Source organism: Bradyrhizobium sp. T-1, assembly GCF_053592855.1.
In genome coordinates this window covers 4924028-4945876 of the sequence record NZ_CM132115.1, presented here as the reverse complement: position 1 = coordinate 4945876, position 21849 = coordinate 4924028, and the positions used below count along the sequence as shown (strand labels likewise).

Sequence of the window (21849 nt, the reverse complement as noted above, 5' to 3'; positions counted from 1 at the left end):
GGCCTCGCTGTAGCGTCGCGGAAGCCGCGGCGCAAGCTTACTCGGCGGCTTCCTTGACGGTGCCGTGCTGCGACGCCTCGTGTCCTTCGTCGTCGGCCGAACGGCCCGAGAACAGGTTCGAGAACTTGTCGAGATAGAGATAGACCACAGGCGTGGTGAACAGCGTCAGCGCCTGGCTGACGATCAGGCCGCCCACCATGGCGTAACCCAGCGGCTGGCGGATTTCCGCGCCGGTGCCGTGGCCGAGCATCAGCGGCACGCCGCCGAGCAGCGCTGCCATCGTTGTCATCATGATCGGTCGGAAGCGCAGCAGCGCGGCCTGGCGGATCGATTCCTCTGGCGTCTTTCCGTCGCGTTCGGCGGCGATGGCGAAGTCGACCATCATGATGCCGTTCTTCTTCACGATGCCGATCAGCAGAATAATTCCAATCAAGGCAATGAGGCTGAAGTCGAAGCCGGCCGCCATCAGGATCAGCAATGCGCCGACGCCGGCCGAGGGCAGGGTCGACAAAATCGTGATCGGGTGGATGTAGCTCTCATAGAGGATGCCGAGGATCAGATAGACCACGACCAGCGCCGCGAGGATCAGCAGCGGCACGGTGCCGAGCGACTGCTGGAACGCTTGCGCGGTGCCCTGGAAGCTCGAGTTCAGCGTCGCCGGCGCGCCGAGATCAGCCATCGCCTTCTGAACGGATTGGGTGGCCTGGCCGAGCGCCACGCCTTGAGCGAGGTTGAAGCTGATCGTGATCGCCGGGAATTGGCCCTGGTGACTGATCGAGAGCGGGCGGACCGGATCGGTGGTCCAGGTCGCAAAGGTCGACAGCGGCACCTGGTCGCCGGTCAGGGGCGATTTCAGATACAGCTTGTTCAGCGAATCCAGGTTGCCCTGCATCTCCGGCAGGATTTCCAGGATCACGTGATAGCTGTTGAGTTGGGTGAAATACTGGGCAACCTGGCGCTGGCCGAACGCATCATAGAGCGTGTCGTCGATCAGCTGCGGCTGGATGCCATAGCGCGAGGCGGTGTCACGGTTGATCTTGAGCTGGACCGTGGTGCCCTGAGTCTGCTGGTCGGTCGCGACGTCGCGCAGCTCCGGCAGCGTCTGCATCTTGGCGAGAATCTTGGGCGCCCATTCGTTGAGCTCGCCGAGATCGGCGTCCTGCAGGGTGAACTCGAACTGCGTGCGCGTCGGGCGGCCGCCGAGCCGGACATCCTGCGCCGCCTGCATGTAGAGGCGGGCGCCCTCGACCTTGTCGAACTGCGGACGGAGCCGTCCGATGATCTGCTGGGCCGAGGCCTCGCGCTGGTCGCGAGGCTTCAGCGTGATGAAAAGGTTGCCGTTGTTGCCGGCGCGGCCGCTGCCGCCGATCGACATGGCAACGCTGGCAACGTCGGGATCGGCCAGGATGATCTTGCCGAGTTGCTCCTGACGCCTGACCATTTCCTTGAAGGAAATATCCTGCGAGGCTTCCGACGTGGCCGTGATCAGGCCGACGTCCTGCTGCGGGAAGAAGCCCTTCGGGATCAGGACGAAGAGATAGATCGACAGCGCGAGTGTCGCGAAGAAGACGAAGAGCGTCGTGCGTTTCCAGCTCAGCGCGTGGTCGAGCACATATTCGTAGCCGCGCAGCATCGCATCAAAGGCGCTCTCGCTCCACTGGTAGAACTTGCCGTGGGTGACCTCGCCATGAGCGCGCAGGAAGCGCGAGGCCATCATCGGCGTCAAGGTCAGCGACACGAACATCGAGACGAAGATCGTCATGGCAAGAACGACCGCGAACTCGCGGAACAGGCGTCCGATGATGCCGCCCATCAGCAGCAGCGGGATCAGCACCGCGACCAGCGAGATACTGATGGACACGATGGTGAAGCCGATTTCCTTTGACCCCCTGAAGGCGGCAGCGAGCGGCTTCTCGCCTTCCTCGATATAGCGCGTGATGTTCTCGAGCATCACGATGGCATCGTCGACGACGAAGCCGACCGCGATCGTGAGCGCCATCAGCGAGAGATTGTCGAGCGAATAGCCGAACACCCACATCAGCGCGCAGGCACCCAGCAGTGCCAGTGGAACCGTGACGGTGGGAATCACGGTCGCCCAGAAGCTGCGCAGGAAGACGAAGATCACCATGACCACGAGGGCGATGGTCAGGAGCAGCGTGAACTGCACGTCCTCGACCGCGGCGCGGATGGTCGTGGTGCGGTCGCTGATCACCTGGATCTTGATCGCAGGCGGGATCGCGGCCACCAGCCGGGGCAGGGTCGCCTTGATCCGGTCGACGGTTTCGATGACGTTGGCGCCCGGCTGCTTGAACACGACCAGGAACACGCCGCGCTTGCCGTTGGCCCAAGCCGCCTGCTTGGCATCCTCAGGACCGGTGACCGCCTGGCCGATGTCCTTGATCCGCAAAGGGCCGCCGTTGCGATAGGCGATGATGACGTCGTTCCAGTCCTTGGACTGGGTGAGCTGGTCGTTGGCGTAGATCGTGTAGGCGCGTCTGTCGCCGTCGATGTTGCCCTTGGGGCTATCGACGGTGGTGATGCCGATCGCGCTGCGGACGTCTTCCAACGACAAGCCCTTGGCGACGAGTTTGCCCGGGTCGACCTGGACGCGGACGGAAGGCTTCTGCTGACCGCCGATGAAGACCTGCGCCACGCCCGAGAGCTGGCTGATCTGCTGAGCGAGCTGGGCGTCGACCGCGTCGCTGACGCTGGTCAGGGGCAGCGTTTCCGAGGTCGCCGACAAAAGCAGGATCGGCGCGTCTGCGGGGTTGACCTTGCGGTAGGTCGGGGGAGAGGGCAGGTTCTTGGGCAACTGGCCGCTGGCGGCGTTGATCGCGCCCTGCACGTCGTTGGCGGCACCGTCGATGCTGCGGTTGAGATCGAACTGGATGGTGATCGAGGCCGTGCCCAGATAGCTCGTCGAAGTCATCTGCGCGATGCCGGGAATCTGGGCGAATTGGCGCTCCAGCGGTTGCGCGACCGACGAGGCCATCGTTTCCGGGCTGCCGCCGGGCAGATTGGCCGTGATCTGGATGGTCGGGAAGTCCACCTGCGGCAGCGGCGCGACCGGCAGGAGGGGATAGGCGACGAGACCGACGAAGAGAATGCCGGCCATCAGCAGCGATGTGCCGATGGGATAACGGATGAAAGGTGCCGAAATCCCGCCTTCGGTCATTCTTGCTGAACCTTGTTTTTCTGGACCGGATCCGAACTCGCGACAGTCGTCGAGACGAGACTGCCGGGCTGCACCTTGTACTGACCGCCGGTGATGACTTGCTGACCGGGGTTTACTCCTTCATCGACGACCGAACGTCCGTCGATGGAATAACTGACCTTGATCTTGTGAACTTCGGCCTTGTTGTCCGGGCTGACGGTATAGGCGTAGAGGCCGTTGGTCGAATGCTGGACCGCGTCATCGGGGACGATGGTCGCATCCTTCAAAGTCCGCACCAGAAGGCGTGTCGACACCGATTGTCCCGGCCACAGCGTGTGTTCCTTGTTGTCGAACACCGCCTTGAGCCGAATAGTCCCGCTGGTCGTATCGACCTGATTGTTGATCACCGCGAGCTTGCCTTCGGCCAGCGTCTTCTTGCCGTCGGTGGTGAATGCGATCACCTTGAGCTCACCCGACTTCTGGCCCTCGCTGATATAAGGCAGCTGGTCTTCCGGCGCGGTGAAGATCACCGTGATCGGCTCGACCTGCGCGATGCTGACGATGCCGGTCTGGGTCGAAGCGTTGACGATGTTGCCGATGTCGACCTGACGCAGGCCGGCGACACCGGTGATCGGCGACTTGACCTGGGTGTAGTCGAGCTGGGTCTGGGCGTTGGCGATCGCGGCTTCGTCGGCGGCGATCTGGGCGGTGAGCTGGGCAACCGTGGAGCGTTGCGTGTCGGTCTGCTGCCGCGTCGCGAATTCACCGAGCTTGGTGTAGCGCTGAAGATCGAGATTGGCGTTGGCGAGATTAGCCTCGTCCTGCGCCTTCTTGGCCTTGGCCTGATCGAGGGCGGCCTGGAACGGGCGCGGGTCGACCTCGACCAGGAGATCGCCCTGTTTGACCATTTGGCCTTCGGTGAAGGCGATCTTGTCGATCTGGCCGTCCACCCGGGTCCGGACTTGTACGGTGTTGAAGCCCTGCACGGTGCCGAGGCCGGTGAGATAGACCGGGAAGTCGGCCTTTTGGACCGGCGAGATGCTGACGGGCACGGCGGCAACCCGCGGCGCGCCCTTCTGCGCCGTCTGAGCTTTCCCCGCCTCAGACGCCGAGAAGCGCTGCCAGCCGTAATAGCCGCCACCGGCCACAGCTGCGATGATCACAATCCACAGGATCGGCCGTGACTTTTTCATATGGGAGCGTATCGGCTTGTATGCCCAAAACAACGAATTGTGGGGCTATCAAAGGGTTCCAGTACGGCTTGTATAATACACGCCAAGTTCCAGTGTAAACAGCACTATCAGTTGAGAATCCTAAACAATTGGAAAGCTTTGCACCCCGTAGGCAGACGGGTGACCCTGCGGTGTGCAGTGCTGCATTTTCCTATTCCGTGCGAGGAGCGTGCAAGAGATAGACAATGCTCGCGGACGGCGTGGATGAGGCCGCGCGAGGCGAGAGCGGCGCGGTGCCGCGAGGCGAGCCGGGGGCCTTTGCGAGAACGGTTCTAAACTGACCGGGCGGCGTTTCGGTTGTCAGCAAAATCAGCGTCGTCCATATCAGCGCCGCCACAATGGGAGTGCTGAATGGACGAGCTGAACGGCAAGCTGATCGCGTGTCAGATTTTGATCACGGGGTTGATCGCGCGCGTCGCTAATGAGCAGCGCGATCCCTTGCGCTTTCTCACCGACTTCCGCGACGAGATCAAAGCCGTCGTCAACGGCATCAACATCGCCGGCATGGACAACACCGATCGTGTCCGCGCGACGGCGCAGCGCACCGTCGACGAATTGTTCTCGCTGATGAAGCCGCCGAGCAGCGACTGACGCCCTGCGCAAACGACGCGAAGACAAGAGTCGTTGTGTCCGACTGCATCAATGTGTCGCGCGACATTTCGGCATTTTCAAATTCGAAATATTAGAATCGTTTTGATCTAGATGAATTCAAGTGAGCTTGCGGGCCTCCTCGCGTTGACCTGATTTTTTGTGGTCGATAGCACCGCTTCATCGTTCGTCGCGCATGTTGCGTTCGGCGAATTTGGAATGGGGTGTGTTGGAATGGGGTTGGCAGTGGCTCCGCGATCGTTGCGTGCGATTGCGGCAAGAAGTTCTTTTGACGAGAAGCTCGATGGCAATTCCGGCAAGGCGGTGTCGGCCGTTGCCGGTCTGATCGCGGTGGCGTCGGTGTCGAGCGGCGCGCAGGCGCAGCAGTCGAGCCTTCCGCCGGTGAATGTCGACGCGCCGGTCGAGCGCCCGCGTCCATCGGCCTCGAAGCCGACGCCGGAGCAGATCCGCGCGCGTAACGCGCTGCGCCGCGCAGCGCAGCGTCAGCAGGCGCAGCAGCAGGCCGCCGCCGTTGCGCCGGCCCCGGCCGGTGCCGTCGATCGCAATCCCTATGCTGATCCGGCCGCGCCCTACAAGGTCGACCACGTCCAGGCCTCCGGCAAGTTTCCCGAGCCGATGCTGAACACGCCGAAGACCATCACTGTGCTCAGCAAGGAAGTGCTGGAAGACAAGAACGCGACGACGCTGAAGGAGATCGGGCGCTCGACCGCCGGCGTGACGCTGGGGTCGGGCGAGGGCGGCAACGCCTTCGGCGACCGCTTCTTCATTCGCGGTTTCGATGCGCGCAACGACGTCTTCATCGACGGCATCCGCGATCCCGCCGTCTCCATCCGTGAGAACTTCTTCACCGAGCAGATCGAGATCCTGCGCGGGCCGGCATCGTCCTATGCCGGACGCGGTACGGCTGGTGGTGCCATCAATATCGTCACCAAGCAGGCAGGCGACGTCAACTTCCAGCGGATGGACACCAAGTTCGGCACCGACAGAACCAAGCGCGTCACGATCGATGTCAACCAGGTCGTGGATCCGACCTTCGCGGTGCGCACTGGCGGCCTGTTCCAGGATGCCAATGTCGCCGGCCGCAACTACGTGACCGACGATCGCTGGGGCACGTTCCTGTCGACCAAGTACACCCCGACCAACGATATCAAGATCACGACGAACTACGTCCACACCGATCTCAGTGGCCTGCCGGATTTCGGCGTGCCCTATTACAAGCAGGGCAATGTGCCGGTGACGTCGGCCGGCATTCCGCGCGGGACCTGGTACGGCTTCCTCAACCGCGACTTCCAGACCGCGCGGCAGGATTTCGGCACGGCTACGGCGGAATACAAGGTCAACGAGGCCATCACGCTGAGCAGCAAGGTGCGCGGCGAGCACTCGCTGCTCAACTATATCGGCACGCTGCCGCAGAGCCCGGTGACGACCAACATCAACCCGCTGCTCTGGACCACGACGGCGAGCGCGCAGAGCCGCTACCAGCAGGTGGACGTGTGGGCCAACCAGAACGAGGCCACGTTCAAGCTGGACACCGGCGGGGTCAAGCACACTGCGGTGTTCGGCGTCGAATACACCAACGAGAACATCTCGATCGATCGTTACTCGGGTCTCTCGTCGGAACTGGCGGGCTCGCCGTTCACGAGCACCGGGGCCATCTCCGGGGTCAATCTCTACTCCCCTCAGTACACCTATCTGACCGGCTTCACCTCCCCGTCACTGGTGGGTAACCCGACGCGCTACGGCGTCAACACCAGCAGCGTCTACGTCATGGATACTGCGAATTGGCAGGACACCGGCATCCTGAATGGTGGCGTGCGCTACGACGGCTACAACATGAGCGCGTCGGTCAACGCGCCGCCGGCTCTAAAAATGAACGCCGATCTCGTCAATTACAATGTCGGCGCGGTCTATAAGCCGATGTCGATCGGCAGTGTGTATGTAGCCTATGCGACCTCGGCCAATCCGTTCGGGTCGGAGCTCGACGCGACCGGAACCGACTACGGCGGCGTTCCGCCCAATACGGCGGTTCTGCTCGGGCCTGAGCGCAACAAGGCGGCCGAACTCGGCACCAAATGGGAGCTCGCGGATCGTCACCTGCTCGTCAGCGCGGCGCTGTTCCAGACCACCAAGGACAACGCCCGCGAGAACGATGGCACGGGCAAGCTCACCTCGAACGCGGCCTACCGTATCCAGGGCATCGACATCGAGGCCGAAGGCCAGATCACCGATCGCTGGAGCGTCTTCGGCGGCATCGTGCTGATGCAGTCAAAGGTCACTCAGAGCAATATTGCTTCGAACCTCGGTCTGCAGCTCGCCAACGTCGCGCACCAATCGTTCAGCATGTTGACCAAGTACAAGTTCGACGGCGATTGGGAAGTCGGCGGGCAGGCGGTGTATCGCTCCAAGGTCTATGGCGGCACGTTCGCGGCCAACACCGGCAACGAGCTGCCGAGCTACTGGCGCTTCGACGCCTTCGTCGAGAAGAAGATCGACAAGAACTGGACCATGAAGCTCTACGCGCAGAACCTCACCAACAAGCTCTATTACGACACGCTCTATCGTAGTGCCGTGCCGTTCGTCGCGGTCGCACCCGGGCGGGCGTTCTATCTGATCACGACAGCCAAGTTCTAATTGCGCCGGTCCAAATCGGGGATGCCTGCCACGGCAGGTATCCCACTGTCTCGACAACCGCTCACGATGCGCGGACAGCCTGCATCGCAAGGCCAAATATCGTCTCCAGTTTAGAACGCTTACAAACTCGAGTTTAGAACCGTTTCAAACTCGAATTTAGAATCGTTTTGATCTGGATCGATTCAAAGTTTCTGTTGCCGTGACTGCGTTGACCCTCATTGCACCGCTCGATACGACCAATGCGTCGCATTGTCACAATGCGACGCATTGCAGAAACGGAATGGGGCGTAGGATGAGTATGGTGAGGGCTCCGCGGTCGTTGCGTTCGACCGCAGCACGGCAGGCGTCGGGCAGCAATTTCGACGCGGCGACCGGCAAGGCCGTGTCGGCCGTCGCGAGTCTGATTGCGGTTGCCTCCGTCTCGAGCGGAGCTCAGGCCCAACAAACAACTTTGCCGCCCGTGAACGTCGACGCGCCGAAGGAGCGGCCGCGCTCCACCGCCGCGAAGCCGACGCCCGATCAGGTCCGCGCCCGCAACGCGCTACGCCGTGCTGCGCAGCGTCAACAGGCTGTAACGGCGCCGGTCGCCAATCCGAGCCCTGGTGCTCCCGACCGCAATCCCTACGCCGACCCGGCCGCGCCGTACAAGGTCGACCACATGCAGGCCTCCGGAAAATTCCCGGAGAAGCTGGTCGATACGCCGCGATCGGTGACGGTGCTGTCGAAGGAGCTGCTGGAAGACAAGGGCGCCACGTCGCTGAAGCAGGCGATACTGAGCACCGCGGGCGTCACGCTCGGCACCGGCGAGGGCGGCAATGCGTTCGGCGACCGTTTCTTCATTCGCGGCTTCGACGCGCGCAACGACATTTTCATCGACGGCATGCGGGACGCTGGCGTCAGCGTTCGTGAGAACTTCTTCACCGAGCAGGTCGAGATTCTGCGCGGCCCCGCGTCGTCGTTCGCGGGCCGCGGCACGGCGGGTGGCGCGATCAACATCGTCACCAAGCAGGCGGCGACGGAGAAGAGCTTCTACAACATGGAAACCACGTTTGGCACCGATATGACCAAGCGTGTGACGTTGGACGTCAACCAAGTCGTCGATCCCACATTCGCGATTCGCGCTGTCGGCCTGTTCCAGGATGCCAATGTCGCGGGCCGGGACCGGGTTATCGACAATCGCGATGGTGCGTTCTTGGCGACCACCTGGAAGCCGACCGACTCGATCAAAGTTACGAGCAACTACATCCACACTGAATTGACCGGTATCCCGGATTTTGGCGTGCCGTACTATCGGCCGAGCACGTCGTCGACCTCGGGCGGTCCGTTTCCGGACTTTGGCGTTAACCGCAACAATTTCTACGGCTTCGTCAATCGCGACTTCTACAGAACCGGCCAGGACATCGGCACGATCAACGCCGAGGTCCAGATCACGCCGGACCTGATGCTGAGCAACAAGATTCGGGAGTCGCATTCGACGCAGAACTACATCGGTACGCTGCCGGAGGCGCCAACGCTCGCTCCGGGAGCGCCGTTCACGGCTTATACGGTGAGTGCAAACCCGCAGAGCCGCTATCAGGCCACCGACGTGTTCGCCAACCAAACCGAGGCGACGTACAAGTTCAACGACGTTGCCGGCTTTAGGCACACATTGCTCGCAGGCATCGAGTACGACAAAGAGCGATCGTCGATCGATAGTTACACCGGGCTTGGCTCCGAGATCACAACCGGGACAACGCCTTTCTCCGGCACCGGATCGACGACCGGGGTCAACGTCTTTTTTCCGCAGGCGACGGACAATCCGTTTCCGATCCCCGCGGGCCTCACGGGCAGGCCGACCAAGATCGGCATCGACACCACGAGCGGATACATCGTCGATTCCGCCAACTATCGCGATCTGCTGATCCTCAATGGTGGTTTTCGCTATGATGACTACAGTCTCAAGACGTCGGGATACTCGACGACTGGTGCCTTTGGTCAGCAGTCGGCGGAATTCCTAATCCCGAGCTTCAATCTCGGGCTCACGCTGAAGCCTTTGCCGAACGGCAGCGTCTACGTGGCCTATGCCACGTCTTCGAATCCTGTCGGCGCCGAGTTCGACGGCACCAGCACGGCCTACGGCGGCGTCAATCCTACTCTAGCTGGCGGCAACACCCAGATCTTCGGTCCGGAGAAGAACAAGGCGATCGAACTCGGCACGAAGTGGGAGCTGTTCGACCGTCATTTGCTGGTGACGGCGGCGCTGTTCCAGACCGAGAAGGAAAACGCGCGCGAAGCACAGAACATCAGCAACACGACTTCGCCAGCGAACATCCCGGCGGGATGCAGCTATCCCGTTGGAATGACCGGCAACGTGTCTTGCATCACGGCTGGTGCAGCCTACCGGATTCGCGGTATCGATCTCGGCGTGGGCGGCAATATTACCGACAAATGGAGCCTGTCCGGCGGCCTCGTCTTGATGCAGTCGGAGGTGACCAAGTCGCTGGCGCCGTCGCCTAATATTGCGCTTTATCCGACGAATGTCGGGCGGCCGCTCGCCAACATCGCGCATCAGTCGTTCAGCTTGCTCTCGAAGTACCAAGTCAACGATATCTGGGAACTGGGCGGGCAGGCGGTGTATCGCTCGCAAATTTTCGGCGGCACTTTGCTCGCGGCCAACCAGGGCACGTCGATCCCGGGCTATTGGCGATTTGATGCGTTCGCGGAAGCGAAGGTCAACAAGAACTGGCAGCTCAAGCTCCAGGTCAACAACATCTTCGACAAGCGCTACTACGACGCATTGTACCAGAGCGCTGCGCCCTTCGTGTTGGAAGCACCGGGCCGCGCCGCCTATCTGGTGATCTCGGCGCACTACTGATGGAGACATGACGAGGTGCCATGCTGACATGCATAGAAGGCGTCCTGAGCAAGGACGATGTGGCGGAGTTCCGCCGCATCATGGACGCCGCCGAATGGGAAGACGGCCGTTCCACCGCGGGCGCGCAGTCAGCGATGGTCAAGCGCAACGAGCAGTTGCCGCCGGACAGCGAGGTCGCGCGCAAGCTCGGCAACCGGATCATCTCGGCGTTGACGGCGAACCCGCGATTTCTGGCAGCCGCGATCCCGCTCCAGATCTTTCCGCCGCTGTTCAACCGCTATGCGGCGAGCAGCGGCCATCACTTCGGCCTGCATGTCGACAACGCGATCCGCGGTGACCGCCTGACCGGCCTTCGCATCCGCACCGATCTTTCGGTCACACTATTCCTCAGCGAGCCCGAGGATTACGACGGTGGCGAACTTGTGATCGAGGACACCTACGGCTCGCACGAAGTCAAGTTGCCAGCCGGGGACTGCGTGCTCTATCCCTCGACCAGCCTGCACCTGGTCACGCCGGTAACCCGGGGGGCGCGGGTTGCGTCTTTCTTCTGGCTTCAGAGCATGATACGGGACGATCAAGCTCGCAGCATGATCTTTGACCTCGACACCGCCATTCAGGCGCTGGTGGCACGGCTCGGGCGTGACGATCCCGAAACGGTCAAATTGACGGGTATCTATCACAACCTCATTCGCTACTGGGCCGAAGTATGAAGATCACATCTTTCCAAGCGAGCCTCGCCGCAGCCGTGCTGCTCACGGTCACCTGGCTCGCAGTTCCTGTTTCTGCCCAGACACAAACGCAGCCGGCCGCGCCGGCACGGCCCGTTGCGGCGCCGGTACCGGTGGCGGCTCAGCCGGCCCCCGCCGTCGCGGCACAGCCGAATGCGACTGCTGCGCCGGCGCCATCGACGGCGGCGCCTGTCGCGGCGATGCCGGGCGCGTCCTCGACTGATGCCGTCATGGTTCCTTCATCCGAGGCGCCGAAGGCCGGCATCGCACCCGCCATGAAGGAGTTGTCGCCCTGGGTGATGTTCATGTCGGCGGACATCATCGTGAAGGCGGTGATGATCGGGCTCGCCTTTGCCTCGCTCGTGACCTGGACGGTCTTCATCGCGAAGTCGATTGAGCTGTCGGTCGCTTCCGCCAAGCTTCGTTCGGCGCTGAAGAAGATCGCCGAGGTTCGCTCGCTTGCCGAAGCGCAGATGGCGCTCGGCACCAAGGAGGGCATCCTGCCGTCCTTCCTGGCGGCCGCGCTGCGTGAGGCGCGGATGTCGGCCGGCCTGTCCAGCGATGCCGGCATCAAGGAGCGTGCCGCCTCGAGCTTTTTGGAGATCGTGCGCGCGGAGCAGCGCCGTATCCGTATCGGCATGGGGGTGCTTGCGACCATCGGCTCGACATCGCCGTTCGTCGGCCTGTTCGGCACCGTCTGGGGCATCATGAACAGCTTCATCGGCATCTCGAAGTCGCAGACCACGAACCTTGCAGTGGTTGCCCCCGGCATCGCCGAGGCGCTGCTTGCGACCGCGATCGGCCTCGTCGCCGCGATCCCGGCCGTCATCATCTACAATCACTTCTCGCGCGTCACGAAGGGCTATCTCGAGCTCGTCAGCCGCGCCTCGGGGGCTGCGGCCCGGCTGTTGTCGCGCGATCTCGACCGCAGCCATGGCGGTGCGCATTCGCGCGCGGCGGAGTAAGCCATGGCCGTTTCGCTCACAGACAACGATGACGACGACGATTTCTCGGAAACGCATGACATCAACGTCACGCCGTTCATCGACGTCATTCTGGTGCTGCTGATCATCTTCATGGTCGCAGCTCCACTGTCGACGGTCGATCTGCCGATCGACCTGCCGACGTCGAGCGCGATGCCGCAGAAGAAACCGGACAAGCCGACCTATGTCAGCATCAAGCCGGACCTGACGCTCGCGATCGGCGAAAACGCGGTGAAGCGAACCGACCTGGTCAGCTCGCTCGACGCCATCGCCGACATGAGCAAGGACAAATACGTGTTCCTGCGCGCCGACAAGGCCGTGCCTTACGGCGAGTTGATGGGCGTCATGGAAATCCTGCGGGCGGGCGGCTATTCTCGGATCAAGCTGGTGGCGCTCGAAGCACCTCCTGCGGCGGCTGGGCCGGCGCAAGGGGCAGTTCAACCCTGATGGCGGCGTGATGTCCGACCCTGTGATCGACGCAAAATCCTCGCGGCCGTTGTGGATCCTGGCCGCCGTCGCGGCGATTGGCCTGCATCTCGGCGGGGCGGCGCTGGCGCTCGCCAACCTCCGGACCGATGACGGTGAGGACGGCCTCGGCGCCAACGGCGCGGAATACGCCGTCGAAATGACCTCGCCAAAGCTCCCCGAGACGGATCTACCGCCCGGACCGGACAGCGAAGCCTCGCAGTACCAGCCGCAGCAGATGCAGCAGCAGGCCGAGGTGAAAGAGACCGACCTGCCGAAGGAAATCCCTCAGGAAGCCGAAGACCCGGACCGCCTGGTCACCGAGAACGACTCCAAGAAGCCGGTCGAGGACACCACGAAGGTGGCCAAGGTCGAAACCCAGGCCGTCGAGGAGATGCCGAATGCCCAGGAATCGGCAAGGCAGGCGCTCGACGAAAACGCGCGCGAGGACGAGAAGGCGGCCGCGCCCCACCAGGGTATCGGCAAGGACCTTCGCAAGCTGACGGCCGAATGGGGCAAGCGGATCAGCGCCTATTTCGAGTTGCACAAGCGCTACCCCAAGGACAGGAGCAAGACGACGACGGTCAAGCTCAGCCTGGTCTTGAATCGCCGCGGGAACGTCGTTTCCGTCGACGTGGCGCAATCCTCAGGCGATCCCGCCTTCGACAGCGAGGCCATCTCCATGGTGCGCCGTTCGGATCCCGTGCCGGTCCCACCGGCCGAACTCACGGACGATCAGTTCGCCTTCAGCCTGCCGGTGAACTTCAAGAAGCCGTCGAAATAGCCCGCCGTCAGCGCCAGTAGAATTTGATAGAGACGTAGACCACGACCAGGCAGGCGAAGATCAGCGCCACCGGGAGGGGGCGCTTCTCGGTTCCACCAAACATCGTCGCCCCGAACATGGCGGCCTTTTTCGGCTTGGGCGCCGGGCGGCGGAAAGCGGTAACATTGTCCGTCACGGGTTCGGCCGGCCGGCTGCGGACGTCGGGCGGGTTCCCGGCACCACCCATTTCCAGATAGTAGGATTTGTAGACCTCGGCGATGGCGACCTCGGTCGCCTCGGCTTCGCTCATCCGCTCCAGCAGCTTCCTGTAACCGTCGAGGAAGCCCTGTGCGTCCGGTGGCAGGGCCGACAGCCCATTCAGTTTGGCCATCATCTTCCAGGTGGCGAAATCGGCGCGGGCACGGGTGTCGGCACGTCGCGCGATCAGCATATCGGCAGCTTTGACCAAGTTGGCCTCTAGCCCTTCGGCTTTGTCTTAAAGTGCAGGATTTTAAACGGCTTCAACTACGCATTGCCGGTAGCGAAGAGAACAGCTTGAATCACATAACCGGTCAACGTTCGCAGTATTGCTGAAATAACATCAAGATTTAGACCGAACTGGGAACCTGCCAGCGGCAGCAGGATCAGGAGAGCGATCAGGATCAGCATGCCGAACGGCTCGAGCCGTGACAGCGGCAGGGCGAGCGGCCGCGGCAATAGCCCGACTGCGACCCGCCCGCCGTCGAGCGGCGGAATCGGCATCATGTTGAAGACGGCCAGCACGGCGTTGATCAGCAGCGCATTTCTGAGATTGTCGGCGATCCATTGCGCCGAATTGGCGGGTGTCCACGGCAGCGCGTGGACGGCGAGGCCGGCCACGAGCGCCAGCAGGATATTGGTGATGGGACCGGCCAGGGCGACCCAGACCATGTCCAGCTTCGGATTGTTAAGGTTGCGAAAATTCACCGGCACCGGTTTGGCGTAGCCGAACAGGAACGGCGAATGCGCAAACAGCAGCATTGCCGGCAGGATCAACGTACCGAACGGGTCGATGTGACGGAGCGGGTTGAAGCTGACGCGCCCGAGCTGCCAGGCGGTGTTGTCGCCGAGACGGTGCGCGACGAACGCGTGCGCGGCCTCGTGGAAAGTGATGGCGAGCACCAGCGGCAGCACCCAGACCGAGAGGTCATAATAGGAAATGTTCACGTCGCCTCTGTTCCGATTTTGCCGTCGCCTTGCAGACGACCTGGCCAATCCGGCGGTGCAGCAACGCTTCAGGTCAACATAGGGTGGCCTGTTCCGAAATGCCACGCTGCAGATGATCGGCGAGCAGTGCCGCCGGACGCGACAGATTGTGCGTACGGTGGAGGCGGATGTCCGCTCCGGGCAGCGGCGGGAGGCCATCACACTCCGACAGGATGCGGAGCCGGGCAGGCAAGGTGCCGGCTTTGACGACCGTGATTGCGAACCCCTGCGCCGCGATCGCCTCCACCGCAGCAAGCGTCCGGCTGACGAAAGCGAGGCGCCAGGGCCGGCGCGCGGCATCGAGGGCGTCTGCGGCCCATTGTCGAAACAGGCACCCCGGCGGATAAAGCGCGACGGGCAGGGTATCCTGCGGTTCGGCTGTATAGGATCTGGCCGCGGCCCAGACGGCCTGCTCTTGCCGGAGCAGTTCGCCGTCGCCGTGTCCTTGCGGGTGCATGGCAATGACGAGGTCATAGGCCTCGCCGAGCCGGGCCGGCATGGTCGCGGTCAGTCCAGTCTCGATCTCGACCCGAACCGCCGGGTGATCTTTGGCGAAGCTCGCCAGCAGCGGCGGAATGACGATCGTGCCGTAATCGTCCATCACGCCGAGGCGGATGACGGCCTCCGGCTTGCGGGCGCGCAGCGCGCCGACCGCTTCCGCCTGGAGGGCAAGGATTCGCTGCGCAAAGGCGCGCAGCTCATCGCCCGTGGCGGTCGGCACGACACCGTCCCGATTGCGCTGAAACAATTTTGTGCCGAGCCGTTGCTCCAGACGCCTGACCTGCACGCTCACCGCCGACTGGGTCCGGTTCAACTGATTGGCTGCACGCGTGAACGAGCGATGCTCGGCGACGGCGAGAAAGGCCTTGAGCAGATCAGGATCGAGATCGGGGGTGGTCATCACCGAACGTTATCCCAGCATGATGGAAATTCCATTCCCAGTTTCGGCACGGCCCGTATGCTGTTCGTCCAGGCGTTGGACAGGAGGGATCGTGGGCGAGATTTTCGGCGTTCTGGCCGCGGTGCTGTCGAGCGCGCTGGGCGGCGCCTCGATCGGTGCCACGCGCTATCTCGTGACGAGCATCGATCCGCTGGCGATCGGCTCGTTCCGGTTCGGCATCGGGTTTCTCCTGCTGTTGCCGCTGACACTGCTGCGTGGCGACCGCTGGCCGGAGCGCGGTGACTGGGCTGCCGCAATCGGGCTCGGCATCCTGTTCTTCGCGCTGTTTCCGATCTTGTTCAACGCATCGCTCATCTTCACGACGGCCGCGCGCGGAGCGCTCGCGCTGTCCACGCTGCCGCTGTTGACGTTGGTGATTGGCGCCGGACTCGGCAGCGAAGCGCTGACCTGGCGCAAATCGATCGGTGTCGTGGTGGCAACGCTCGGCGTGGCAGTCGCGCTGCTCACCGACCTTGGCTCGGCGCCGTCAGGGGCTTGGCGCGGCGATCTGCTGATGATGGCGGCTGCGTTGTGCATGGCTCTGTACGGCATCTGGTCCAAGCCGTTGATCCGGCGCTCCAGCCCGATCGCCTTTACCACCATGAGCATGGGGGCGGGCGCTGCCTGCCTCATCCTGCTCTCATGTGCCCGCGGCAGCCTTGCCCCCGTCGCAGGCTTTTGCACGCCGCAATGGCTGGCCGCGTTCTATCTGGGCGCATTCGGCGCGGCGCTGACTTTTTATCTATGGGCCTTCGCACTGGAGCGGACGACGCCAACGCGCGTGGCGATCTCGGTCACGGTCAATCCAATCACGGCATCGCTGGTCGGCGCGTGGCTGTTGCACGAGCCGCTGCGCTGGAATCTCGCGGCCGGCATCGTCGCGGTGTTTGCCGGGATCTGGCTGGCCACGACGACAGGCCAGCGCGTTCAGGCCGCCAGCATCCCGGTTTCAAGCCGGCCGTGATCTCACGCCGGGATGGTCGTCTGATATTGCTTCAGGCCGTCGTCGAGCGTCACCCAGGCGAGCTTTTCCGAGACCCAGATGTGCTCGGTCGGCGTAAAAGCGTTGCGGTCGTCGAAGGTCGCGAGCGCAACGCCCGCTAGCGTGCCGTTGCGGCGCCACGCGAACAGCCGCGTGCCGCAGATCTTGCAGAACACGCGGTCGATATTCTCCGAAGATGCATAGCGGCCGGTTTCGCCCGTGATGGTCAGCGCTTTCTGGTCGAACTGGGCGCGGGCGAAGTAGGGCGAGCCCATCGCCTTCTGGCAAATGCGGCAATGACAGATGCGTACGTTCAGCGGCTCGCCCTCCGCCTTGAACCGCACCGCGCCGCACAGGCATCCACCTTCCCGGATCATGGCTGCCTCAGTAGGTTGCGCGTCCGCCGGAGATGTCGAAAACGGCTCCGGTGGAGAAGGCGCAGTCTTCGGATGCAAGCCACGCCACCATCGCGGCGAGCTCTTCCACCAGCACGAAGCGTGCCTTGGGGATCTTCGACAGCATGAAATCGATATGCTGCTGCGTCATCTGGTCGAAGATCGCGGTCTTCGCCGCCGCGGGCGTCACCGCATTGACCAGGATGTCATGCGCGGCGAGCTCCTTGCCGAGCGACTTCGTCAGCGCGATCAGACCGGCCTTGGAGGCCGAATAGTGCGAGGCGTTCGGATTGCCTTCCTTGCCGGCGATAGAGGCGATGTTGACGATGCGTCCGTATTTCTGCTTGAGCATCACGGGCACGATCGCCTTGCAGACGATGAAGGGGCCGTCGAGGTTGATGCGCAGCACCTTGCGCCATTCCTCGAGGTCGGTATCCCAGACCGGCTTGTTGATGCCGGCAATGCCGGCATTGTTGACGAGGATGTCGACCTTGCCGAAGGCGGCCAAGGTCGCATCGCGCGCCTGCTCGACGCCGGCGGTGTCGGTGACATCGACCTTGACGGCGCGGACGCTGTCACCGATCTCTTTGGCCGTCTTCTCAGCCAGCGCGGCATCGAAATCCCAGATCGCGACCTTGGCGCCGGAGGCGACGAAGCGCTCGGTAATGGCGCGGCCAAACCCCTGCGCGCCGCCGGTGACGACGGCGACGCGACCATTGAGATCAATCTTGTTCATGCTGGCGGCCTCTGGCGTCAGAGCATGTAGCCGCCGTCGACGACGAGATCGACGCCGGTGGTGAACGCGCTCTCGTCGCTGCCGAGATAGACCGCCATGTTGGCGATTTCGTCGGCGGTGCCAAGCCGGCCCATCTTCTGGCGTGAGATGAACATCTCCTTGCCCTGCGGCCCCTGCGCGGCGGCGCGGTCGAGCATCGAGGGCGTCTCGACGGTGCCAGGGCAGATCGAGTTGCAGCGGATACCTTTGGTGATGAAGTCGAGCGCGACCGCGCGCGTCAGCAGCGACACCGCCGCCTTCGACGAGCTGTAGACGTAACGGTTTGCTGGCGGCCGCAGCGCCGCGCAGGACGAGATGTTGACGATGCTGCCGCCGCCGCCCGCGAGCATCTCGGGCAGAAACGCCCTGATGGTCCGGTGCATCGACTTGACGTTGAGGTCGAACGAGAAGTCAAAATCCTCTTCCGAGCATTCCAGGATGGTGCCGTGGTGCACGAAGCCGGCTGCATTGAGCAGGATGTCGATCTTACCGACACGCTTGGCAAAAGCGTTGACGTCGGCGGTGTTGCGGACGTCGAGTTTTGCGACCTCGGCGATGCCCTCCTTGGTCAGGCCGGCGATGCCGGCCTCGTTGATGTCGGTCGCAATGACGGTTGCGCCTTCACGCGCGAATGCGAGCGCGCATGCGCGCCCGATGCCAGCGGCCGCAGCCGTGATGACGGCGCGCTTGCCCTTGAGGCGGTCTGCCATGTTCTTGTTCTCCCTTTGAGTTGGTCATTCCGGGGCGCGCCTCTTGGCGCGAGCCCGGAATCCTTACTCCCGATAGTGGTTGTGGATTCTCCGATGCGCACTTTGCGCATCGGAGTTCGCGACTGCGTCGCGCCCCGGAATGACAGAAGCTGCTAGTGATTATCCCGCGGCACGCCGAACGTGGAAGCGACGTTCTGGTAGCGCGTGGCGAGCTCCATGCAGGCGCCGGTCGATTGCTGGCCGACGGTGTTGCGATAGATCTCCTGCCACGGCGTCTGGTTCGGCGGATGCTTGAAGCCGCCGGCGGCCTTGAGTTCGGTGTGGCGCTTCTTCAGCTCTTCGTCGGAGATCAGGATGTTGGCGCTGCCCTTGTCGAGGTCAATGCGCACCTTGTCGCCGGTCCTGAGGATCGCAAGTCCGCCATTGGCGGCAGCTTCCGGCGAGGCATTGAGGATCGACGGCGAGCCCGAGGTGCCGGACTGACGGCCGTCGCCGATGCAGGGCAGGGCGAGGATGCCGCGCTTGATCAGGGCCGCCGGCGGCTGCATGTTCACGACCTCGGCGCCGCCGGGGTAGCCGATCGGGCCTGCACCGCGGATGAACAGCACGCAGTGCTCGTCGATGCCGAGCGCGGGATCCTCGATCCGCTCGTGGTAATCCTCCGGCCCCTCGAACACGATGGCACGGCCCTCGAAGGCGTTGAGGTCCTTGGGGTTGCTCAGGTAGCGGTCGCGGAATTCCTTGGAGATCACACTGGTCTTCATGATCGCGGAATCGAACAGATTGCCGCGCAGCACGATGAAGCCGGCGTCCTTCACCATCGGCTTGTCGTAAGTCCAGATCACGTCGGCGTCCGGCTTGGGCGCGCCCTTGCAGTTCTCGCCGATGGTGCGGCCGTTCACGGTCAGGACGTTTTCATGGATGCGCTTGTGCTTCATCAGCTCGCCGACCACGGTCGGCACGCCACCGGCGCGGTGGAATTCCTCGCCGAGATAGAAGCCGGCGGGCTGAAGATTGACCATCAGCGGAACGTCGTGGCCGTATTTCTGCCAGTCGTCGATCGACAGCTCGACTCCGACATGGCGCGCCAGCGCATTGATGTGGATCGGCGCATTTGTCGAGCCGCCGATCGCGGAATTGACCACGATGCAGTTCTCGAACGCCTCTCGGGTCAGGATGTCGGAGGGTTTGAGGTCCTCCCAGACCATCTCGACGATACGCTTGCCGGTCTCGTAGGCGATCTGGCCACGCTCGCGGTGTGGGGCGGGAATCGCCGCGCAGCCCGGCAGCGAGAAGCCGAGCGCTTCCGCAAGCGAGTTCATGGTCGAGGCGGTGCCCATGGTGTTGCAGTGTCCGACCGAGGGCGTCGAGGACGCCACCAAGTTGATGAAGCCTTCATAGTCGATCTCGCCGGCGGCGAGCTGCTCGCGGGCCTTCCAGACGATGGTCCCCGAGCCGGTGCGCTGGCCCTGATGCCAGCCGTTCAGCATCGGCCCACCCGACAGCACGATCGCGGGCAGGTTCACGGTCGCCGCCGCCATCATGCAGGCCGGCGTGGTCTTGTCGCAGCCGGTCGTCAGCACCACGCCGTCGAGCGGGTAGCCGTAGAGCACCTCGACGAGGCCGAGATAGGCGAGGTTGCGGTCGAGCGCCGCGGTCGGGCGCTTGCCGGTCTCCTGGATCGGATGGGTCGGGAATTCCATCGCAATGCCGCCGGCCTCACGGATGCCTTCGCGGACACGATGCGCGAGCTCGAGGTGGTGGCGGTTGCAGGGGGAGAGGTCGTTGCCGGTCTGCGCGATCCCGATGATCGGCTTGCCGGCCTGCAGCTCCTCGCGCGTCAGTCCGTAGTTGAGGAAGCGCTCCAGATAAAGCGCGGTCATGCCCGGATTGTGCGGGTTGTTGAACCATTCCTGCGAACGAAGGTGGCGGCGGGTGCCGTTGCCGGCGGGCGCGTGCCCATTGGTTGGCTTTTTTGTCATTGGATTCTCCTTCAATGCAAACGCACGGGCCGACTTTGCGGATGTCGATCGGTGCGCTGCCCGGCAGCGCGAGCATGTAACGACGGCCCGCCTGCTGGCGAACGTTTCCTCACAATTGCGATACTACTCATGGGTCGTTGGTAACGCTATCATTTTGTACGGCTGCCGACCATTCCGGCGGGCGGGGACCTGCCGGCCGCTGCATCTGCGAACTCTGCCGCTCGATCACGGTAAAGCCGAGATCGAGCACGGGTTGTTCCGGACGCTTGCCTTCGATCGCCTCGATCAGCATCGCGGCGGCCGTGCTGCCCATCTCGTAGCGGTTCGTCCGCACGCTCGTCAGCGTCGGCACCGAGGAGGCCATGAATTCGAGATCGTTGAAGCCGACGATCGCGATCTGCTCGGGGACCGCGATCTCCCGGCGCCGGCACTCGAAGAGAACGCCGAGCGCGAGGTCGTCGTTGGCGCAGAACACCGCGTCGATGTCGGGCTCGCGGGCGAGCAGATCGGCGAACAGCGCGCCGCCGAGCGTCACAGACGTTGGCGTCGCCGTCGTCACGGTCAATCTTTGGTCGAACAGGCCGGCATCCTTCATGGCCGCGACATAGCCGTCGAGCCGGCGCTGCACGCGCGGGTCCATGCGTGCGCCGACGAAGCCGATCCTGCGGCGGCCCTGATCGAACAGGTGCGCAATCGCTGCGCGGGCTGCATCATAATGAGAAAAGCCGATCATCATGTCGATTGGGCTCGGCCCGATCTCCATGATCTGGACGATCGGGCAGTCGGCTGCCTCCAGCATCGCGCGCGATTCCGTGGTCTGGTCGATGCCGGTGACGATCAGTCCCGCCGGCTTCTGCGCCAGAAACAGGCGCAGCAGCTTCTCCTCCTGGAGAATACTGTAGCGCGTGTTGGACAACTGGATCGAGTAGCGGCTCCCTTCGGAGGCGTCGTAGATGCCGCGCAGCACGTCGGAGAACACGTTGTTGGTCAGTGACGGAATCAAGACGCCGATCACCTCGGTGCGCTGCGAGGCAAGTGCGCGTGCCGCAAGGTTAGGCACATAGCCGAGCTCCCGGGCCGCGCTTTCGACCCGCGTCCGCTTGGCAACCGACAGCGCCTCCGGATTGCGGAAGAAGCGGGATGCCGTAATCGGGCTCACGCCGGCGAGCTCGGCGACTTCGGCCAGCCGAATCTTGCCAGACTTGGTGCGCTTTCGACCCATTTGTTGCTCTTAACACAGCCGCTCCCGCAAACAAAGGATCGTTGACAGCGCTACCAGCAACGACTAACCAAAGACAAATTGCCAAACCCGCACAAACTGCCGACAATGTCGCCTGTTAAGAGGGGCTTCGGGTCGGCGAAGTTCAGAAAAAACAAGACGGTGGCGGCGCGCCAATTGCG

The 21849-nt window shown here is 63.2% G+C and carries 18 protein-coding genes; 8 read left to right on the top strand and 10 right to left on the bottom strand.

The genetic code is table 11. From position 1 onward, the window contains the following. Positions 1–37 precede the first annotated feature (37 nt). Both ACWAT4_RS24020 and ACWAT4_RS24015 read right to left on the bottom strand, forming a co-directional pair. On the bottom strand, positions 38–3175 hold the full coding sequence (locus ACWAT4_RS24020) for a multidrug efflux RND transporter permease subunit (protein WP_449728222.1): 3138 nt from the start codon (positions 3173–3175) through the stop codon (positions 38–40). Beyond that, positions 3172–4347 carry an efflux RND transporter periplasmic adaptor subunit gene (locus ACWAT4_RS24015; protein WP_212299231.1) on the bottom strand — a complete coding sequence of 392 codons (1176 nt, stop codon included), beginning with the start codon at positions 4345–4347 and terminating at the stop codon, positions 3172–3174. The genes ACWAT4_RS24020 and ACWAT4_RS24015 overlap by 4 nt, the downstream gene beginning before the upstream one ends. Before the next feature lie 390 nt (positions 4348–4737). Between ACWAT4_RS24015 and ACWAT4_RS24010 the strand changes: the two genes are divergently transcribed. The 7 genes from ACWAT4_RS24010 to ACWAT4_RS23980 all read left to right on the top strand — a co-directional run bounded on the left by ACWAT4_RS24010 (position 4738) and on the right by ACWAT4_RS23980 (position 13440). Beyond that, positions 4738–4977, top strand: a complete 240-nt coding sequence (locus ACWAT4_RS24010) for a hypothetical protein (protein WP_212299232.1) — start codon at positions 4738–4740, stop codon at positions 4975–4977. A gap of 231 nt (positions 4978–5208) precedes the next feature. Next, positions 5209–7626 (top strand): TonB-dependent receptor, encoded by a 2418-nt coding sequence (locus tag ACWAT4_RS24005; RefSeq protein ID WP_449728221.1) that lies wholly within the window; start codon positions 5209–5211, stop codon positions 7624–7626. 292 nt (positions 7627–7918) lie between these two features. Continuing rightward, positions 7919–10480, top strand: a complete 2562-nt coding sequence (locus ACWAT4_RS24000) for a TonB-dependent receptor (RefSeq protein WP_212425758.1) — start codon at positions 7919–7921, stop codon at positions 10478–10480. Between the two features lie 20 nt (positions 10481–10500). Then, positions 10501–11190, top strand: coding sequence for a Fe2+-dependent dioxygenase (locus tag ACWAT4_RS23995; protein ID WP_449728220.1), 690 nt, complete (start codon positions 10501–10503; stop codon positions 11188–11190). Further along, positions 11187–12173 carry a tonB-system energizer ExbB gene (gene exbB, locus ACWAT4_RS23990; protein WP_449728219.1) on the top strand — a complete coding sequence of 329 codons (987 nt, stop codon included), beginning with the start codon at positions 11187–11189 and terminating at the stop codon, positions 12171–12173. The genes ACWAT4_RS23995 and exbB overlap by 4 nt, the downstream gene beginning before the upstream one ends. Positions 12174–12176: 3 nt before the next feature. Continuing rightward, positions 12177–12638 carry a TonB system transport protein ExbD gene (exbD, locus tag ACWAT4_RS23985; protein ID WP_212299237.1) on the top strand — a complete coding sequence of 154 codons (462 nt, stop codon included), beginning with the start codon at positions 12177–12179 and terminating at the stop codon, positions 12636–12638. A 10-nt stretch (positions 12639–12648) separates the two neighbouring features. After that, a complete protein-coding gene (locus tag ACWAT4_RS23980) occupies positions 12649–13440 on the top strand; it encodes an energy transducer TonB (protein ID WP_212299238.1) in 792 nt (263 codons plus the stop codon). Positions 13441–13447: 7 nt separating this feature from the next. On the opposite strand, the gene ACWAT4_RS23975 is transcribed toward ACWAT4_RS23980, so the two are convergent. The 3 genes from ACWAT4_RS23975 to ACWAT4_RS23965 all read right to left on the bottom strand — a co-directional run bounded on the left by ACWAT4_RS23975 (position 13448) and on the right by ACWAT4_RS23965 (position 15565). Next, positions 13448–13870, bottom strand: coding sequence for a hypothetical protein (locus ACWAT4_RS23975; protein ID WP_212299810.1), 423 nt, complete (start codon positions 13868–13870; stop codon positions 13448–13450). Between the two features lie 74 nt (positions 13871–13944). Continuing rightward, complete coding sequence (locus ACWAT4_RS23970) at positions 13945–14625, bottom strand: site-2 protease family protein (RefSeq protein WP_212299811.1); 681 nt, start codon at positions 14623–14625, stop codon at positions 13945–13947. A 73-nt stretch (positions 14626–14698) separates the two neighbouring features. Next, entirely contained in the window at positions 14699–15565 is an 867-nt protein-coding gene (locus ACWAT4_RS23965; RefSeq protein WP_449728218.1) for a LysR family transcriptional regulator, read from the bottom strand. Positions 15566–15656: 91 nt separating this feature from the next. Here ACWAT4_RS23965 and ACWAT4_RS23960 point away from each other — a divergent pair, with 91 nt between their 5' ends. Further along, entirely contained in the window at positions 15657–16568 is a 912-nt protein-coding gene (locus ACWAT4_RS23960) for a DMT family transporter (protein WP_449728217.1), read from the top strand. 2 nt (positions 16569–16570) lie between these two features. Here ACWAT4_RS23960 and ACWAT4_RS23955 read toward each other — a convergent pair whose 3' ends face one another. The 5 genes from ACWAT4_RS23955 to gntR all read right to left on the bottom strand — a co-directional run bounded on the left by ACWAT4_RS23955 (position 16571) and on the right by gntR (position 21670). Next, a complete protein-coding gene (locus ACWAT4_RS23955) occupies positions 16571–16963 on the bottom strand; it encodes a GFA family protein (RefSeq protein ID WP_212425763.1) in 393 nt (130 codons plus the stop codon). A 7-nt stretch (positions 16964–16970) separates the two neighbouring features. Beyond that, positions 16971–17717 carry an SDR family NAD(P)-dependent oxidoreductase gene (locus ACWAT4_RS23950; RefSeq protein WP_449728216.1) on the bottom strand — a complete coding sequence of 249 codons (747 nt, stop codon included), beginning with the start codon at positions 17715–17717 and terminating at the stop codon, positions 16971–16973. 17 nt (positions 17718–17734) lie between these two features. After that, positions 17735–18466, bottom strand: a complete 732-nt coding sequence (locus ACWAT4_RS23945) for an SDR family oxidoreductase (RefSeq protein ID WP_212299243.1) — start codon at positions 18464–18466, stop codon at positions 17735–17737. Positions 18467–18618: 152 nt separating this feature from the next. Then, entirely contained in the window at positions 18619–20448 is a 1830-nt protein-coding gene (locus ACWAT4_RS23940) for an IlvD/Edd family dehydratase (RefSeq protein ID WP_212299244.1), read from the bottom strand. A 127-nt stretch (positions 20449–20575) separates the two neighbouring features. Next, on the bottom strand, positions 20576–21670 hold the full coding sequence (gntR, locus tag ACWAT4_RS23935; protein WP_212299245.1) for an HTH-type transcriptional regulator GntR: 1095 nt from the start codon (positions 21668–21670) through the stop codon (positions 20576–20578). Between the last annotated feature and the right edge of the window lie 179 nt (positions 21671–21849).

Coding starts and splice junctions, on each gene's coding strand:
- ACWAT4_RS24020 (WP_449728222.1), bottom strand. CDS start 3,175: ATGACCGAAGGCGGGATTTCGGCACCTTTCATCCGTTATCCCATCGGC.
- ACWAT4_RS24015 (WP_212299231.1), bottom strand. CDS start 4,347: ATGAAAAAGTCACGGCCGATCCTGTGGATTGTGATCATCGCAGCTGTG.
- ACWAT4_RS24010 (WP_212299232.1), top strand. CDS start 4,738: ATGGACGAGCTGAACGGCAAGCTGATCGCGTGTCAGATTTTGATCACG.
- ACWAT4_RS24005 (WP_449728221.1), top strand. CDS start 5,209: ATGGGGTTGGCAGTGGCTCCGCGATCGTTGCGTGCGATTGCGGCAAGA.
- ACWAT4_RS24000 (WP_212425758.1), top strand. CDS start 7,919: ATGAGTATGGTGAGGGCTCCGCGGTCGTTGCGTTCGACCGCAGCACGG.
- ACWAT4_RS23995 (WP_449728220.1), top strand. CDS start 10,501: ATGCTGACATGCATAGAAGGCGTCCTGAGCAAGGACGATGTGGCGGAG.
- exbB (WP_449728219.1), top strand. CDS start 11,187: ATGAAGATCACATCTTTCCAAGCGAGCCTCGCCGCAGCCGTGCTGCTC.
- exbD (WP_212299237.1), top strand. CDS start 12,177: ATGGCCGTTTCGCTCACAGACAACGATGACGACGACGATTTCTCGGAA.
- ACWAT4_RS23980 (WP_212299238.1), top strand. CDS start 12,649: ATGTCCGACCCTGTGATCGACGCAAAATCCTCGCGGCCGTTGTGGATC.
- ACWAT4_RS23975 (WP_212299810.1), bottom strand. CDS start 13,870: ATGCTGATCGCGCGACGTGCCGACACCCGTGCCCGCGCCGATTTCGCC.
- ACWAT4_RS23965 (WP_449728218.1), bottom strand. CDS start 15,565: ATGACCACCCCCGATCTCGATCCTGATCTGCTCAAGGCCTTTCTCGCC.
- ACWAT4_RS23955 (WP_212425763.1), bottom strand. CDS start 16,963: ATGATCCGGGAAGGTGGATGCCTGTGCGGCGCGGTGCGGTTCAAGGCG.
- ACWAT4_RS23950 (WP_449728216.1), bottom strand. CDS start 17,717: ATGAACAAGATTGATCTCAATGGTCGCGTCGCCGTCGTCACCGGCGGC.
- ACWAT4_RS23945 (WP_212299243.1), bottom strand. CDS start 18,466: ATGGCAGACCGCCTCAAGGGCAAGCGCGCCGTCATCACGGCTGCGGCC.
- ACWAT4_RS23940 (WP_212299244.1), bottom strand. CDS start 20,448: ATGACAAAAAAGCCAACCAATGGGCACGCGCCCGCCGGCAACGGCACC.
- gntR (WP_212299245.1), bottom strand. CDS start 21,670: ATGGGTCGAAAGCGCACCAAGTCTGGCAAGATTCGGCTGGCCGAAGTC.